This is a genomic window from Paraburkholderia tropica, from assembly GCF_900109265.1.
In the GTDB taxonomy this organism is placed as follows: domain Bacteria; phylum Pseudomonadota; class Gammaproteobacteria; order Burkholderiales; family Burkholderiaceae; genus Paraburkholderia; species Paraburkholderia tropica.
This window is the reverse complement of the sequence record NZ_FNZM01000016.1, coordinates 200,398-214,195: the sequence shown is the minus strand read 5'-3', so window position 1 is coordinate 214,195 and position 13,798 is coordinate 200,398. Positions and strand designations below refer to the sequence as shown.

Annotated in this window: 13 protein-coding genes; 6 read left to right on the top strand and 7 right to left on the bottom strand. The window is 69.0% G+C overall.

Annotation, left to right across the window (positions count from 1 at the left end; genetic code table 11):
* Window positions 1-77 precede the first annotated feature (77 nt).
* On the bottom strand, window positions 78-659 hold the full coding sequence (locus tag BMY06_RS26460; RefSeq protein WP_065065222.1) for an isochorismatase family protein: 582 nt from the start codon (window positions 657-659) through the stop codon (window positions 78-80).
* Window positions 660-709: 50 nt separating this feature from the next.
* On the opposite strand from BMY06_RS26460, the gene BMY06_RS26455 reads away from it, so the two are divergent.
* Window positions 710-1,342, top strand: coding sequence for a TetR/AcrR family transcriptional regulator (locus tag BMY06_RS26455; protein ID WP_231957763.1), 633 nt, complete (start codon window positions 710-712; stop codon window positions 1,340-1,342).
* A gap of 46 nt (window positions 1,343-1,388) precedes the next feature.
* Here the strand turns inward: BMY06_RS26455 and clpP are convergent, their stop codons facing one another.
* Complete coding sequence (gene clpP / locus BMY06_RS26450; protein WP_065065220.1) at window positions 1,389-2,033, bottom strand: ATP-dependent Clp endopeptidase proteolytic subunit ClpP; 645 nt, start codon at window positions 2,031-2,033, stop codon at window positions 1,389-1,391.
* Window positions 2,034-2,219: 186 nt separating this feature from the next.
* On the opposite strand from clpP, the gene BMY06_RS26445 reads away from it, so the two are divergent.
* A complete protein-coding gene (locus BMY06_RS26445) occupies window positions 2,220-3,338 on the top strand; it encodes a sigma-70 family RNA polymerase sigma factor (protein ID WP_244144307.1) in 1,119 nt (372 codons plus the stop codon).
* Here the strand turns inward: BMY06_RS26445 and BMY06_RS26440 are convergent.
* From BMY06_RS26440 to BMY06_RS26430, 3 genes are all read right to left on the bottom strand, one after another.
* Window positions 3,335-4,606, bottom strand: a complete 1,272-nt coding sequence (locus BMY06_RS26440) for an EAL domain-containing protein (RefSeq protein ID WP_074986251.1) — start codon at window positions 4,604-4,606, stop codon at window positions 3,335-3,337. The two genes, BMY06_RS26445 and BMY06_RS26440, sit on opposite strands and share 4 nt — an antisense overlap.
* A gap of 365 nt (window positions 4,607-4,971) precedes the next feature.
* Window positions 4,972-6,417 carry a multidrug transporter subunit MdtD gene (mdtD, locus tag BMY06_RS26435; protein ID WP_065065217.1) on the bottom strand — a complete coding sequence of 482 codons (1,446 nt, stop codon included), beginning with the start codon at window positions 6,415-6,417 and terminating at the stop codon, window positions 4,972-4,974.
* Between the two features lie 129 nt (window positions 6,418-6,546).
* Complete coding sequence (locus BMY06_RS26430; RefSeq protein ID WP_074986249.1) at window positions 6,547-8,016, bottom strand: aminotransferase-like domain-containing protein; 1,470 nt, start codon at window positions 8,014-8,016, stop codon at window positions 6,547-6,549.
* A 207-nt stretch (window positions 8,017-8,223) separates the two neighbouring features.
* Here BMY06_RS26430 and BMY06_RS26425 point away from each other — a divergent pair, with 207 nt between their 5' ends.
* Entirely contained in the window at window positions 8,224-8,595 is a 372-nt protein-coding gene (locus BMY06_RS26425; protein ID WP_074986247.1) for a DUF2917 domain-containing protein, read from the top strand.
* A gap of 46 nt (window positions 8,596-8,641) precedes the next feature.
* On the opposite strand, the gene BMY06_RS26420 is transcribed toward BMY06_RS26425, so the two are convergent.
* A complete protein-coding gene (locus BMY06_RS26420) occupies window positions 8,642-9,910 on the bottom strand; it encodes a citrate synthase family protein (protein WP_074986245.1) in 1,269 nt (422 codons plus the stop codon).
* A gap of 130 nt (window positions 9,911-10,040) precedes the next feature.
* Here BMY06_RS26420 and BMY06_RS26415 point away from each other — a divergent pair, with 130 nt between their 5' ends.
* Complete coding sequence (locus BMY06_RS26415) at window positions 10,041-11,480, top strand: CoA transferase (RefSeq protein WP_074986244.1); 1,440 nt, start codon at window positions 10,041-10,043, stop codon at window positions 11,478-11,480.
* 44 nt (window positions 11,481-11,524) lie between these two features.
* On the opposite strand, the gene BMY06_RS26410 is transcribed toward BMY06_RS26415, so the two are convergent.
* Window positions 11,525-12,271, bottom strand: a complete 747-nt coding sequence (locus tag BMY06_RS26410; protein ID WP_074986242.1) for a GntR family transcriptional regulator — start codon at window positions 12,269-12,271, stop codon at window positions 11,525-11,527.
* 175 nt (window positions 12,272-12,446) lie between these two features.
* Between BMY06_RS26410 and BMY06_RS26405 the strand changes: the two genes are divergently transcribed.
* Window positions 12,447-13,292 (top strand): aldo/keto reductase, encoded by an 846-nt coding sequence (locus tag BMY06_RS26405; RefSeq protein ID WP_074986241.1) that lies wholly within the window; start codon window positions 12,447-12,449, stop codon window positions 13,290-13,292.
* Between the two features lie 247 nt (window positions 13,293-13,539).
* Window positions 13,540-13,677 carry a hypothetical protein gene (locus BMY06_RS39720; RefSeq protein WP_167371422.1) on the top strand — a complete coding sequence of 46 codons (138 nt, stop codon included), beginning with the start codon at window positions 13,540-13,542 and terminating at the stop codon, window positions 13,675-13,677.
* Window positions 13,678-13,798 lie beyond the last annotated feature (121 nt).

The following is a 13,798-nucleotide window of genomic DNA, read 5'->3' as shown; positions in this document are numbered from 1 at the left end:
AACGGCACAAAAAAAGCCCTCGATTCGCATCGAGGGCTTTTTTGTTTGCGCGTGCCGGACGTGGCTTGACGTGGGCCTTATGCGCCCGTCATCGCGGCGATGGTTTCCTGCGTCGTGCGCACGTGGCCCATGAAGCCGAACAGTTTTTCGAACGAGAAGCGGTGCATTTCTTCGTTCAGGCCCGACGTGGCGTCTTCGACGAACACGAGCTTGAAGCCCTGATCGAAGGCCGCGCGCGCGGTGGACTCGACGCCGAAGTTGGTGGCGATGCCGCCCAGCACGATCGTGTCGATGCCGCGGCGACGCAGCTGCTGTTCGAGGTTGGTGCCGTGGAACGCGCCCCATTGGCGCTTGGCGATCACCACGTCGCCGTCCTGCTGGCCGATTTCGGGCACGAGTTCGGACGCGATGGCCGGCGCGGGCGGCGTGCCCGGCTTGTGCATCGAGTTGTCGGCGGGCAGCGCCAGCAGTTCGTTGAGCAGCACGTGCACCCAGACCACCGTGCCGCCTTGCGCGCGCAGCGCGTCGGCGAGAACCTTGGCTTTTTCGACCACCTGGGCGCCGCTGTGGGGCGCGACCGCGCGGCTCACGATGCCGTGCTGGAGATCGATCATCACGAGCGCAGTCTTGCGCGGGTCGAGAGAAAGGGCTTGCGTCATGGGACACCAATATGTGAGGATGGACTCACATATGATACACGAATATGAGGATGGCCTCAGATATGGCGGAAGACCTGAAAAAAGAGGGGACACGGCGCGTGCCGCGTCAGGAGCGCGCGGCGCGCACCGTAGATGCGCTGCTCGAGGCGGCGGCCGACGCGTTCGCCGAACGCGGCTTCGAGGCGGCCACCATGACGCAGATCGCGCAGCAGGCCGGCGTGTCGATCGGCGCGGCATATCAGTACTTTCCGAACAAGGAAGCGCTCGCGCTTGCCTTGCGCCTGCGTTACGGCGACGACATGGACGCGCGCTGGACCGCGCTCATCGAGGAACAGGCGGAAGCCGAATTGCCGCTCGCGCAACTGGCCGAGCGGCTTTTCGACATGATGGTCGATCTGATGACTTCGTTTCCGGCCTATCTGCCGCTGCTGTCGGTGCCGCTCGGCTTTCGTCGCGACGACGCGGCGCGCAACAAGCTGCGTCAGCGTTTTGCCGGGCTGTTTCGTCGCTATAACGCCGATCTGTCGTCCGACGAGGCGTATCGCATCGCCGAGGTCATGCTGCAGGTCATCAAGAGCCTCAACCCGCTTTACGCGGCGGCCAAACCAAAGGACCGCAAGCTGCTGGTCGCCGAATACAAAGGCGTGATCGCCGCGTGGCTCGCGCAGCGACTGGCGTCGTAATGCGCGTCGATCAGCGCGTCGATCAGCGCGTCGATCAGTGCTTCGATCAGCGCGGCACTTGCTGGTCGCGCGAGGCGATCACGCGGTCGATCAGGCCGTAATCGGCTGCCGCCTGCGCCGACATGAAGTTGTCGCGGTCGGTGTCGCGTTCGATCTGCGCGAGTTCGCGGCCCGTGTTCGCGGCGAGCATCGCGTTGAGCCGCTCGCGCTGAAAAATCACCTCGCGTGCCTGCAATTCGATATCGGACGCCGTGCCTTGTCCGCCGCCCGAAGGCTGGTGGATCATGATGCGTGCGTTCGGGAGTGCGAAGCGTTTTCCATGCGTGCCCGCCGCGAGCAGAAACGAGCCCATGCTGGCGGCGAAGCCTGTGCAGAGCGTGGACACATCGGGCTTGATGAACTGCATCGTGTCGTAGATCGCCATGCCGTCGTAGACCGAGCCGCCCGGCGAGTTGATGTAGAGGCTGATGTCCTTCTCGGGTTGCTCGGCTTCGAGAAACAGCAGTTGCGCGACGACCACGCTCGCGCTCTGTTCGTTGACCGGCCCGACGAGAAACACGATGCGTTCGCGCAGCAGGCGCGAATAGATGTCGTAGGCGCGCTCGCCGCGGCTCGACGTTTCGATGACTGTCGGCACGAGATTGAGCGCGCGCGGCGCGTTTGCTGCATGATGCGAATCGATGGGCTGCATGGAAATCCTCGCGGAAAAAGTGGGCCGGCGCGGCGGTGTCATCGAGGCGCGCCTTTGTCGACAAGACGCGCGCCGCGCGCGGCGCGTGACGAGGATTTTTTTGCGTGCGGCTGTCACATCGGCGCGTGGCCGGTCGTCTGGATGGCGGGAAGCACGGCGAAGCCGGAGCGCGAAGGAGCGAAGCGAATGACGCAGATGAGCGACGAAATCAGCGACGAAATCAGCGAAAAAGCCAGCGAAGATGCCGGCGCCGAAATACGCGCCGTATCAGACGGCGCACCGAGCAACGAGACCTGGAACGAAGCCCGCCGCGCGGGCGTGTTCGCGAAGGAGCGGGCGCGCTTGCTGGCGTTGGCGGCGCGCGTGCTCGGCAGCCGTGCGGAGGCCGAGGACGTGGTGCAGGACGCCTGGTTCCGCTGGCGCGCCGGTGACGCCGCGGCGGTCCGCACGCCGCAGGCGTGGCTCGCCACAGTGACGATGCGTCTCGCCATCGACCGGCTGCGCAAGCTGCGCCGCGAGCGCGCGGGCGAGCGCGACGCGGCCTGGCTGGCGCCCTGGCTCGACGATACGGCGCCGTCCGCCGAGGAAACCGGGCTGCGCGCGGCGCGACTTTCCGATGGGCTGTTGCTGATGCTCGACCGGCTTGGGCCGCTCGAACAAGCGGTGTTCGTGCTGCGCGAGGCGTTCGACTGCGACTACGCGGAGATCGCGGCGCTGACGGGCTGCGCCCTCGCGCATTGCCGCCAGAGCGTCCATCGTGCGCGCGTTCGGCTCGCGCGCGAGCAGGCGCCGCAGTCCGCGCCCGCCGATACGGCGCGTCACGCGCTCGCGGTCGACCGCTTGCGCGAGGTGCTGCACGCGCAGGATCGCGCGGGCTTGCTGGATCTGCTTGGGGTGACCGCGACCGCGCTCACGCAGGCCGCCGAGGCGACGGAGGTGCGCGCGCTGCACGCCGAAACGCTCGTGCTCGATGGCGCGCCGGGCGTCGCGCTGGTCGCGCACGACGGCGCGCTGGCGGCGTGGCTGCATGTGCGGGAGGACGAGAACGGACGGGCCACGCCGGTCGTGTGTGTGGCGGCGCGGGGCGCAGACTTCAGCGCGGCCAATCGCGATTTCCAGACTTACGGCGCGCAGGCCGTTCGCACGCTGCTGGCGCGCTTCATGGCGAACGGAGCGTCGCTATCGATGCAGATGCATCTGCACGCCAGCATGCGCGCGGCGCAAACGCTCGCGGCGGCGTCATCGGTGTCATCGTCGATGCAGGAAGGGCCGACGTTGATCGCGCGCCCGCTCGCCATCGCCTAGACGCGCTGTGCGGCTTCCCAGTTGATGTCGACGCAGAGCACCTGCAAGCCCTGCGACGTCTGCGCGGCGATCGAGGCGGTCACGCACAGGTGCGCCTCGTTGATCGACAGATAGGGCGGCGTGAACTGCACGCTGCCGGGCGCTTTCATCGCGGCGATGAAGTAGGGCCGGCGCTCCCAGCTCGCGCCCTCCGAATGCAGCAGCGGACGGAAGCGCTTGGCGCGCTGCGAGGTGCGGCCGTCGGGCAGCACGTTGTCGCCGATCTGGCGGCCCGAGGCGTCCAGCAGGAAGCAGCGCGCCGTCTCGCCGAGACCGAGCAGCGGCAGCGTGGCGTCGCTCATGCTGGCGTCCGCGGCCAGTTGGGCCGCAGCCGCCTGCAGCGCGCTCACGTACGGCGCGAGGCGCGCCGACTGCGCCCGCTCGCGCGCGCTCACGCGCTCGCGCAGACGCGCCGACAGATCGTCCATCAGACGCGCCGCCGTGGCGGGCGGCACGGGTTCGACGTCGGGCCGCGCGAAGTACGCGCCCTGCACGAAATCGGCGTTGCTTTCCAGCGCGATCAGCGCGTCGCGCTCGGTCGAGAGTCCGCCGACCAGCACCAGTTGGCCGGACTCGTGCAGCATCGACACCAGCCCCGGCAGTACGCGCTCGATGTGTGCGTGGCGGCTCGCCTGTGCGAGCAGGCTGCGGTCGAGCGTGACGATGTCGGGACGTAGCTGCCAGACACGGTCGATGTTCGAATGCTTGGCGCCGAAGCCGTCGAGCGCGATCACGAACCCCGCCTTGCGCAGCCCGTCGATGATCTCCGCGAAACGCGAGTTTTCGCCGCCCGCCTGTTCCGACACTTCCAGCACCACGCGCTGCGGTTGCAGCCCGAGCGCCTTGATGCCGGCGAGCAGGGCGTCGCCGTAGCTCGTGTCCATTAGCGCGGCGGGGTGCAGGCTCAGGAAGAGCCATTCGTCGTGCGAGTCGAAGGCGTTGAAGTTGCCCAGATGCAGCGATTCCGCGAGCCGTCCCAGTTCGAGCAGATCGCCGCGGCGCGCGGCCTGCGTGAACACTTCCTGCGACGGCACCTGCTGGCCTTGCTCGTCGTGCGCGCGCAGCGACGCGTGATAGCCGATCGCGCGGCGGTGGGCGACCGAAAACACCGGCTGGAACACGCTGAACACGGTGTATCCGCCGTAGAGTACGGTGCGCCGGGCGCCTTCTTCGCCCGCGACGGGTCGCGACTGATAGCCGGGGGGATCGAGGTCGATCATGCTGTTCATAGGCCTGGGTGACGCGCGCCTTGGCCGACACAGGACCGCGCGCGCGAACGTCAAGTTTACATTACAGGATAGCCGTGCAAAAAGTATGCGAGTCCCGACACACAGCCGGTCGGGCCATGCGCACGGGATATCGGCGTTTTACGGATAGTCGGCGAGGACGTTGTGGCGGCCGCTCAGGCACTGGCGACGCGCCTTTGCGGCCAATGCGCGCACCGCGCGGAGCGCGTCGTGCACCGGCCTGGTGCGCGGCGGTCGCGGGTTTTTCCGTAGCGGATTTGAGCGCGGTTTCAGGCGGGCTTTTCAGGCGGTGTTTTCAGGCCGCGAACGCGCGAGCCATCGCCGCGCGTTCGCCCGACTTTCGCCGCTCAGGTGCGCTCGGACGGATCGGTCTTTTTCGCGGCGTGGCGCACGTCGTCGGAGAGCTGGCCGAAGATCCACGACGAGCACGCCGTGATGATGCCCACGCACACGAACGTGGCGTGGAACGCCGGAATCACGTTGGACGCGGTCATGTGCGCGATCAGCCCCGTGAAGGTCGTGAGCAGCGCGCCCGCGACCGTCACGCCGAGGCTCATCGAGAGCATCTGCACGAGCGAGAACAGGCTGTTGCCGCTGCTCGCGCCGCCCATGCCGAGGTCTTTGAGCGTGAGCGTGTTCATTGCGGTGAATTGCATCGAATTGACGGCGCCGAACACGGCCAGTTGCACGAGGCGCAGCCACAGCGGCTCGTGCGGCGTCGAGAGCGCGAAGCTCGCCATCATCAGGCCGACCAGCACCGTGTTGATCACCAGCACGCGGCGGTAGCCGTAACGCGTGATCAGATAGGTGACGAGGCGCTTCGAGAACATGCCCGCCGCCGCGACCGGCAGCATCATCAGGCCCGCCTCGAACGGCGTGTAGCCGAGCGCGACTTGCAGCAGCAGCGGAATCAGATACGGCATCGCGCCGCTGCCGATCCGCGCGAACAGGTTGCCGAGCAACCCCACGCTGAAGGTGTGGATCCTGAACAGATCGAGCGAGAAGATCGGCCGCGGCGAGCGTTGCGCGTGCAGCCCGTAGGCGACGAAGGCGGCCAGCGAGACGATCAGCAGCACCAGCACGGTCGCTTGCGGAATGCCCAGCTCGGAGCGGCCGTCGAGCGCGAACGAGATCGTCACCATGCCGACGACCAGCAGCAGATAGCCGGGCAGGTCGAACTTCGGCGTGTCGGCGTTGCGGCTGTCGGGCATGAAGATGAAGGTGAACAGGCAGCCGATCACGCCCACCGGCACGTTGATCAGGAAGATCCAGTGCCACGAGGCGATCTGCACGAGCCAGCCGCCGAGCGTCGGGCCGATCAGCGGGCCGATCAGGCCCGGGATCGCCACGAACGAGAGCGCGGGCAGATAGCGTTCGGCGGGAAACGTGCGCAGCACGGCGAGGCGTCCGACCGGCAGCAGCATCGCGCCGCCCACGCCCTGCGCGATGCGCGAGAGCACGAGCTGGTTCAGCGTGTGCGCGCTCGCGCAGAGCAGCGAGCCGATCGTGAACACGAAGATCGCGCCCATGAACACGCGGCGCGTGCCGAGCTTGTCCGCGAGCCAGCCGGAGACGGGGATCATCACCGCCATCGTCAGCGAGTAGGCGATCACGACCGATTGCATGCGCAAGGGCAGTTCGCCGAGGCTGTCGGCCATCGCGGGCAGCGCCGTGTTGACGATGGTCGAGTCGAGCGTCTGCATGAAGAAGCCGGTGGCGACGAGCCACAGCATCACGGAGAGCTTGCGGGCGGAGGGCGTGGCGGGGGAGGCGGCAGTGGACGTGTCGGACATGGGCGAAGGCGGAGGCGCTGGCGGTGTCTGGCAGCCGCCATTGTAGAGAAGGCGGCGCGACGGCGCGCGTAGGGGCGGCGCGATTGCCGCGTTCGTCGCGTGCTGCGCGGCCGCCGCGAGGTTGCGTGCTTAGGCGTCGAGCCTGGCCGCCGCCGCGAAGAACGCCTGCGCGCGTGGATCGAGCGCGAACGCCGCGTTGATGCGCAGCCACGGACACGGCTCGCCGTGCGGGCGGAAATGGCTGCCCGCCGACACGCTCACGCCGAACGCTTCGGCGCAGGCCGCGAGCCGCGCCGAGTCGTCGATATGCGGCACGCGCGACCACAGGAACTTGCCGCCCGTCTGCGTGTGCGCGAGGCCGGTGGCCTGCACGGCTTGCACAGTCCGAGCGGCGCGCGCGGCGGACGGCGCGGTGAACAGCTCCCAGCCGTGTTCTTCGAGCGAGCGCGTGGCCGCGCCGAGCGTCTCGCCCAGCCGGCGGCGCAGGCGCTCCAGATACTTGCGGTACGCGCCGCGTTCGAGCAGCGTGGCCGCCACGGCCTGCGTGAAGCGCGAACCGCTGATGCTCGTGAGCGCCTTGATCGAGGCGAGATCGCGCACGACGGCCGGGTTCGCGACCACGTACCCCACGCGCAGCGAGGACGACAGCGTTTTCGACAGTCCGCCCACATAAATCACGCGTTCGAACTGGTCGAGCGCCGCGAGCCGGTCGGTCGGATCGGCCTGGAAATCGGCGTAGATATCGTCTTCGACGATGCTGAAGCCGTGCTCGCGCGCGAGTTGCAGCAGCCGGAACGCCACGGGCGGCGAGATCGTCGTGCCGGTCGGATTGTGGAACACGGTGTTGACGAAGAACGCGCGCGGCCGGTGCTGCGCGAGCATCGCGTGCAGATGGTCGAGATCGGGCCCGCTCGCCGTGCGCGTGATGCCGACGAGCCGTACGCCGTGCAGTTTCAGCAGTCCGTACAGGTTGTAGTAGCCGGGATCTTCGACGAACACGGTGTCGCCGGGCTTGAGCAGATAGCGCATCAGCAGGTCGATACCCTCGCTCGCGCCTTCGGTGATGAGGATCTGCTGCGTGTCGGCGGCGATGCCGAGCGGCGCGAGGCGGTTGCGCAGATGCTCGCGCAGCGTGGCGTCGCCGAGCGGCGAGCCGTAGTCGACGAGACTGGACGGATCGGTGCGCGAGACGTGGCGGATCGCCTGGCCGATGGCGTCGACGTCGCGCCATGCTTGCGGCACCGAGCCGCTGTCGAGCTGGAGCGCCTCGCCCGGCAGATTCAGTTGCGCGAGCAGATGGCCCGATTCCTCGGCGGCGTTCGAGAGATCGCAGGAACCGAGCCCCGCGAGCCCGAGCCGCGCGTGCTCGCTCACATAGAAGCCCGAACCATGCCGCGAGTCGAGATAACCGAGCGAGACGAGGCGGTCGTAGGCCTCGATCACCGGAAAGCGGCTGATGCGGTAGTCGGCGGCGAGCTGGCGGATCGACGGCAGGCGCGCGCCCGGATGCGCCGAACGCGAGCGGATCCACGTTTGCACGCCGGCGACGATCTGCTCGGTGAGCGGGACGTCGCTGGCGCGGTCGAGTTCGAGTTTCATGAGCGGCCTGCGCGCAAGTGTCCGGTTTTTTCACTGCACAGTTCCGCACGAACTGTTCGGAACTGTGCATGGGTGGGCGAGATGCCGAGGGCAATAATGCTCCAACCGGGCAGGGGCTTCAAGACGTTTCGCAGTGTGATGGAAACGGCATCAATCTGGCGAATTCGAGCCAGGCCCGACGACAAAACGCACCCAAGGAGCACGGCAATGCGCGAAATCCGGATTTTCGAACTGGAGCACGGCGAGCCCGCTGAAAGCTGGCGGCTCGCGCAGGCGATGCAACTGCAGGTGAGCGAGGGCGAACTCTGGCTCACGATGGGCGGCGACGCCGACGATTACTGGCTGCGCGCGGGCGAGTCGATCCGGCTCGCGGCGGGCACGCGCGTGTGGCTGAGCGCGGGGCGCGACGGCGCGCGTTTCGTGCTGGCGCTGGGCGGCGCATCGGCTGCGCGCTCGCCGCAATGGCACGCCGAAGGTGTCGCGCGGGCGGGCGAGGCGCGCGGGCTGGCGGCGTATGTGACGCAGGCGCTGCGTTCGCGCTCGGTTCGCTGGCCGTGGAGCCCGCGCGCCGCGCAATAAGCGGCGGGGCACATGACACGCACGACACGCACGCCAGCGTCCCGCCTCATGCGGGCACGTGCTCGCCGACGTATCGCGCGCGTGGCCGGATCAGGCGGCCATCGGCGTTCTGTTCGAGCGCGTGCGCGATCCAACCGGTCACGCGACCGGCCGCGAACAGCGTGAACGCCGCGCCGCGCGGCAGCGCCAGCACGCGCTCGATGGCCGCGAGCGCGTAATCGAGCGTGGGCCGCGCGCCCGTGGTTTCCATCACCGCCTGCGCGAGCAGGTCGACTTCCGCCATCGGCGAACGCGCCGGGGCGCGCTGCGCGAGCCAGTCGAGCAGCAGTCGCGCGCGCGGATCGCCATCCGGATAGAGCGGATGCCCGAAACCGGACAGCGAGGGCGTGACGCCGCGTTCGTCGGGCGCGAGGCGCTGCGCCAGATAGCGATGCAGATCGTCCGCGTGCGCGGCTTCTTCGAACAGCGCCGCGACGCGCACCGTCTCGCCGCCGTGGCGCGGCCCCGCGAGCGCCGCGAGCCCGCCCGTCGCCGCGCCGAACAGATGCGTGCCGGTCGAGGTGATGCAGCGCACCGTGAAGGTCGAGGCGTTCAATTCGTGATCGGCGCAGAGCACCAGCGCCGCGCGCAGCAGGTCGGCCTGGATGCGCGAGCGCACGCCCCACGCATGCGCGATCTGCCGATGCAGCGGCTCGCCCGACGGCGCCGCCGAAATCAGCGCCGCCGCGAGCAGGCGCATGAGGACGGCGGCATTGTCGAGCTGCGCGTCGCGGCCTTGCGCCCAGATGCGCGGCATCTGCGCGGCGGCGGCGGGCAGCAGCACCAGCGCGCGTTCGAGCGGCGAGTGGCCGCTCCAGAGCTTGAGCCACGCCGACCATTGCGCCGCCGCGATGGGCGCGGCGGGCGCATCCAGCACGCGGCGCGGCGTGCATTCCCACAGCAGCGCGGCGACTTCTTCGAGCGAGGCGTGGCGCGCCAGTTCGACGGCGTCCTGGCCGCGATAGAAGAGCCGGCCGCCCGCGATCAGCGTGATCGACGATTCGAGCACCGGCACGCCCCAGTCCAGCACTTTCTGCGCGACTTTGCCCGCGCGCTTGCCGTCGGCCTTGCGGCGCGCGAGGCGGCGCACTTCGGCGGCATCGTAGCGGCGTGCGTTGGCGGCGGCTGCGTCGGCGCTGTCGGCTTGAGGGGCGTGCGCGGTTGCGCCCGCTGCGGGCGCGGAACTGAGCAGCCCGCGGCTCACATAGGCGTAAAGCGTGGCGCGGCTGATGCCGAGTTCGGCGGCGGCTTCGGCCGCGGTCATATAGCTGGACATGGTGGCGGGCGTCGGGAAACCGGAAAAATCGATCTATATTGATCATGATAATCAAGATTGATCGACATGCCAGCGCGCTTTTACCCTTGGAGCGTTCCCGTCAACGATTTCCCGCACAAGGACTCCCGCCATGACACCCCGCGACGCGCTCGATCATCTCTGGATGCTGGCTCACCCCGACGACGGCGCGGCCGCCGCGGCGCTCGATTTCGTCGATATCGACGGCGACGATCCGGGCTTGCCGTCGGTGTTTCGCGTCGGCACGCTGGCTTCGGCCGCGATCGGTGCGGCGGGGCTGGCGGCGGCGCGTCTGCATGCGCTGCGCGGCGGACCTGATCAGCGCGTGGCGATCGACGTGCGGCGCGCGCTCGCGGCGTTTCGCAGCGAGCGCTATCTGAGCGTCGATGGCGGCGCGCCGTTCGAATTGCGCCATCCGGTGACCGGCTACTTCGAAACGCGCGATGGCCGCTGGATTCAGCTGCACGCGAATTTCGCGCATCACCTGCACGGCATCCTGCGCGTGCTCGGCTGCGGAGAGTCGCGCGACGAGGTGGCGCGCGCGATCCGCAATGACTGGGACGGCGCGGCGCTCGACGCGGCGCTGGCGGAAGCCGGGCTGTGCGCCGCGCTCGTGCGCACGCTGCGCGAATGGGCCGCGCACGAACAGGCGCGCGCGGTGGCGGGCTTGCCGCTGTTCGAGATCGAGCGCATCGGCGACGCGGACCTCGATGCTCGCGACGCGTTGCGGACCGCCGGCGCGCGTCCGCTCGACGGCCTGCGCGTGCTCGATCTCACGCGCATCATCGCGGGGCCGGTCGCGGGGCGCACGCTCGCGCATCATGGCGCCGACGTCTTGCTGATCAACGGTCCGCATCTGCCTAACATCGCGCCGCTCGTGATCGACAACGGACGCGGCAAGCGTTCGGCCACGCTCGATCTGCGCGACGAAGCGCGGCGCGCGCAACTGCATGCGCTGGTGCGCGACGCCGATGTATTCGTGCAGGGTTATCGTCCCGGCGCGCTCGCGGCGCACGGTTTCTCGCCCGAGGCGCTGGCGCGCGAGCGGCCCGGGATCGTCTGCGTGTCGATCTGCGCGTATTCGCATCGCGGTCCGTGGCGCGAGCGGCGCGGCTTCGACAGCCTCGTGCAGTCGGCGAGCGGCATCGTCTGGAGCGAGAGCGTGGCGTCGTCGGCGTCATCGTCGCAACACGCGCCGTTCGCGAGTCCGCGTCCGTTGCCGTGTCAGGCGCTCGATCACGCCACCGGTTATCTCGCCGCGTTCGCCGCGATGACCGCGCTCGCGCGCCGCGCGAAAGAGGGCGGCAGCTGGCACGTGCGCGTCTCGCTCGCGCAGACGGGCCGCTGGCTGCAAACGATGGGCACGCTCGACGACGGCCAGCGCGCGCCCGAGGTGAGCGCGGCCGACGTGGCGGACTGCATGGAAGAAATGGCTACGCCGTTCGGCCGCGTACGCGCCGTGGCGCCCGCCGAACGGCTCGAACTTACGCCTGCGTTCTATGCGCGGCCCTGCGTGCCGATCGGCACCGATGCGCCGCGCTGGACCTCGTGAATCGGCTCAACGTCAGGCATCGGCGAGCCCAGGCAAGCCGCCGCTTACTTGCGCAACTCCGCGACGAAGTCGTAATAGTCGTTGCGGCAGTAGGTATCGGTGAGTTCGATGGCGCGCTGATCGGCGGTGTAGCCCACGCGCGTGATCAGCAGCAGCGCTTCGTTGGGCGCGATGCTCATCTGCTGCGCGATTTCCTCGCTCGCGTTCACGGCGCGGAAATGCTGGAGCGCGCGCACGATCGCCAGTCCGCGCTGTTCGAGAAAGCTGTAGAGCGAGTCGCCGATCGCGTTCGGATCGGGAATCAGCGCGGCGGGAAACGTGGAGTTTTCGACGGCCATGACGATGCCGTCCGCGAGACGCAGACGCTTCAGACGCGTGACGGCGGCGGCGGGCGACAGGCCGAGCTGGATCACCTCGTCGCGGCTCGCGGGCTGGATCTCGCGCGAGAGCCAGCGCGAACTGGGCGTGAAACCGCGCTGGCGCAGCATTTCGCTGAAGCTCGTGAGGCGCGAGAGCGGATCTTCGTAGCGCGGCGTGATGAAGCTGCCCGCGCCTTGCGTGCGGCGGATCAACCCTTGCTCGACCAGCAGCGCGATGGCTTTGCGCGCGGTGATGCGCGAGACGCCGAGCGCGTCGGCGAGCACGCGCTCGGACGGCAGCGCCTCGCCGGCGTTCCAGCGATTCTCGTGGATCGCGTCGCTGAGCTTGCGCGCGAGCTGCAGATACAGCGGCGTGTCGTTGTCCGGGTCCGGGCGCAGGCCGCGCCAGCGGTCTTCCGTGGGAGCGTTCATGGGAGGCAGGCATGAAAGGCGAACGGCAATTTTATGACATAGGCGGCGCCGCGCGGTAATGCCGGAGTTACGCGCGTGCGCATGCCCGTCGCGACACGCGGCGATACACTGGGCGCTTTGCCGGACGTCGCGCTGAACCTGGCGTTGGACGCAAGGCATCGCGAGGGGAAAACACATGAGCACCGATATCGCCAGCATCGCGCTGCCCGGCGGCGAGCGCATCGCGAAGCTGGGCCAGGGCACGTGGGAAATGGGCGAGCGCGCGTCGCGCCGCGCCGACGAGATCGCCGCGCTGCGCGAGGGCGTCGCGCTCGGCATGACGCTGATCGACACCGCCGAAATGTACGGCGACGGCGCGACCGAGGAACTGGTCGGCGAAGCGCTGCGCGGGCTGCGCGACGAGGTGTTTCTCGTCAGCAAGGTGTATCCGCACAATGCGAGCCGGCGCGGCGTGGAGCGCGCCTGCGAGGCGAGTCTCGCGCGCCTCGGCACCGATCGCATCGACCTGTATCTGCTGCACTGGCGCGGCGGCGTGCCGTTCGAGGAAACCGTCGAGGGCTTCGAGGCGCTCGTGCGCGCGGGCAAGATCCGGCACTGGGGCGTGAGTAATTTCGACGTCGACGATATGGAGGAACTGGTCGCGCTGCCCGGCGGCGCGGCGTGCGCGGCCAATCAGATTCTCTACAACGTCGCGCGGCGCGGGCCGGAGTTCGATCTGCTGCCGTGGAGTCTCGCGCGCGGCATGCCGGTGATGGCCTATAGCCCGGTCGATCACGCGCGGCTGCCGAAGCGCTCGCCGCTCGACGATATCGCGGCGGGGCATGGCGTATCCGTGTGGCAGGTTGCGCTGGCTTGGGTGCTGCGTGCGCGCGGCGTGTGTGCGATTCCGAAGGCGGCGCGCATCGAGCATGTGCGGGAGAACCGCGCGGCGCTCGACCTGAAGCTAGGCGAGACCGATCTCGCGGCGCTCGATGCCTACTTCAAGCCGCCGCGCGGCAAGCGCGCGCTGGAGATGTTGTAACGGGAGGAGAGGGGTGGCGCTGTGCCCTGCTGATGTGTCCAGGGGCACAGCTCACGAGAAACGCGGCCGGGTCGCCAGAATACACGCGCTGTGCACGGCTTCCGGCCACCGGCGGCGGCTCCCGGCCGGGGGACCGGGAGACCGCCGCCGTTGCTGCCTGGAATGGCGCGACCGGCCGTCGCGCCAATTCGGGGTGGCTGTGGCAGCGCGTCTGCACCGCCGTGCGAGTTCAATGACTTCCGCCGCCATGGCCGCCACCGTGGCCGCCGCCGTACCCGCCGCCCGGGCCGCCCGACGATCCACCCTTGCCGAATCCGCCTCCGAATCCTCCGCCGAAGCCGCCTTTGCCGAACCCGCCGCCAAAGCCGCCGCCGAAGCCACCTGACGGTCCACCTGACGGTCCACCCGACGGCCCGCCTGAATGGCCGCCCGAAGGCCCGCCGTGGCCGCTGCCGCAACCGCAGCCGCTGGAGCCGCCGCCGTTGTTTCCGCCGCCGTTGTTACCG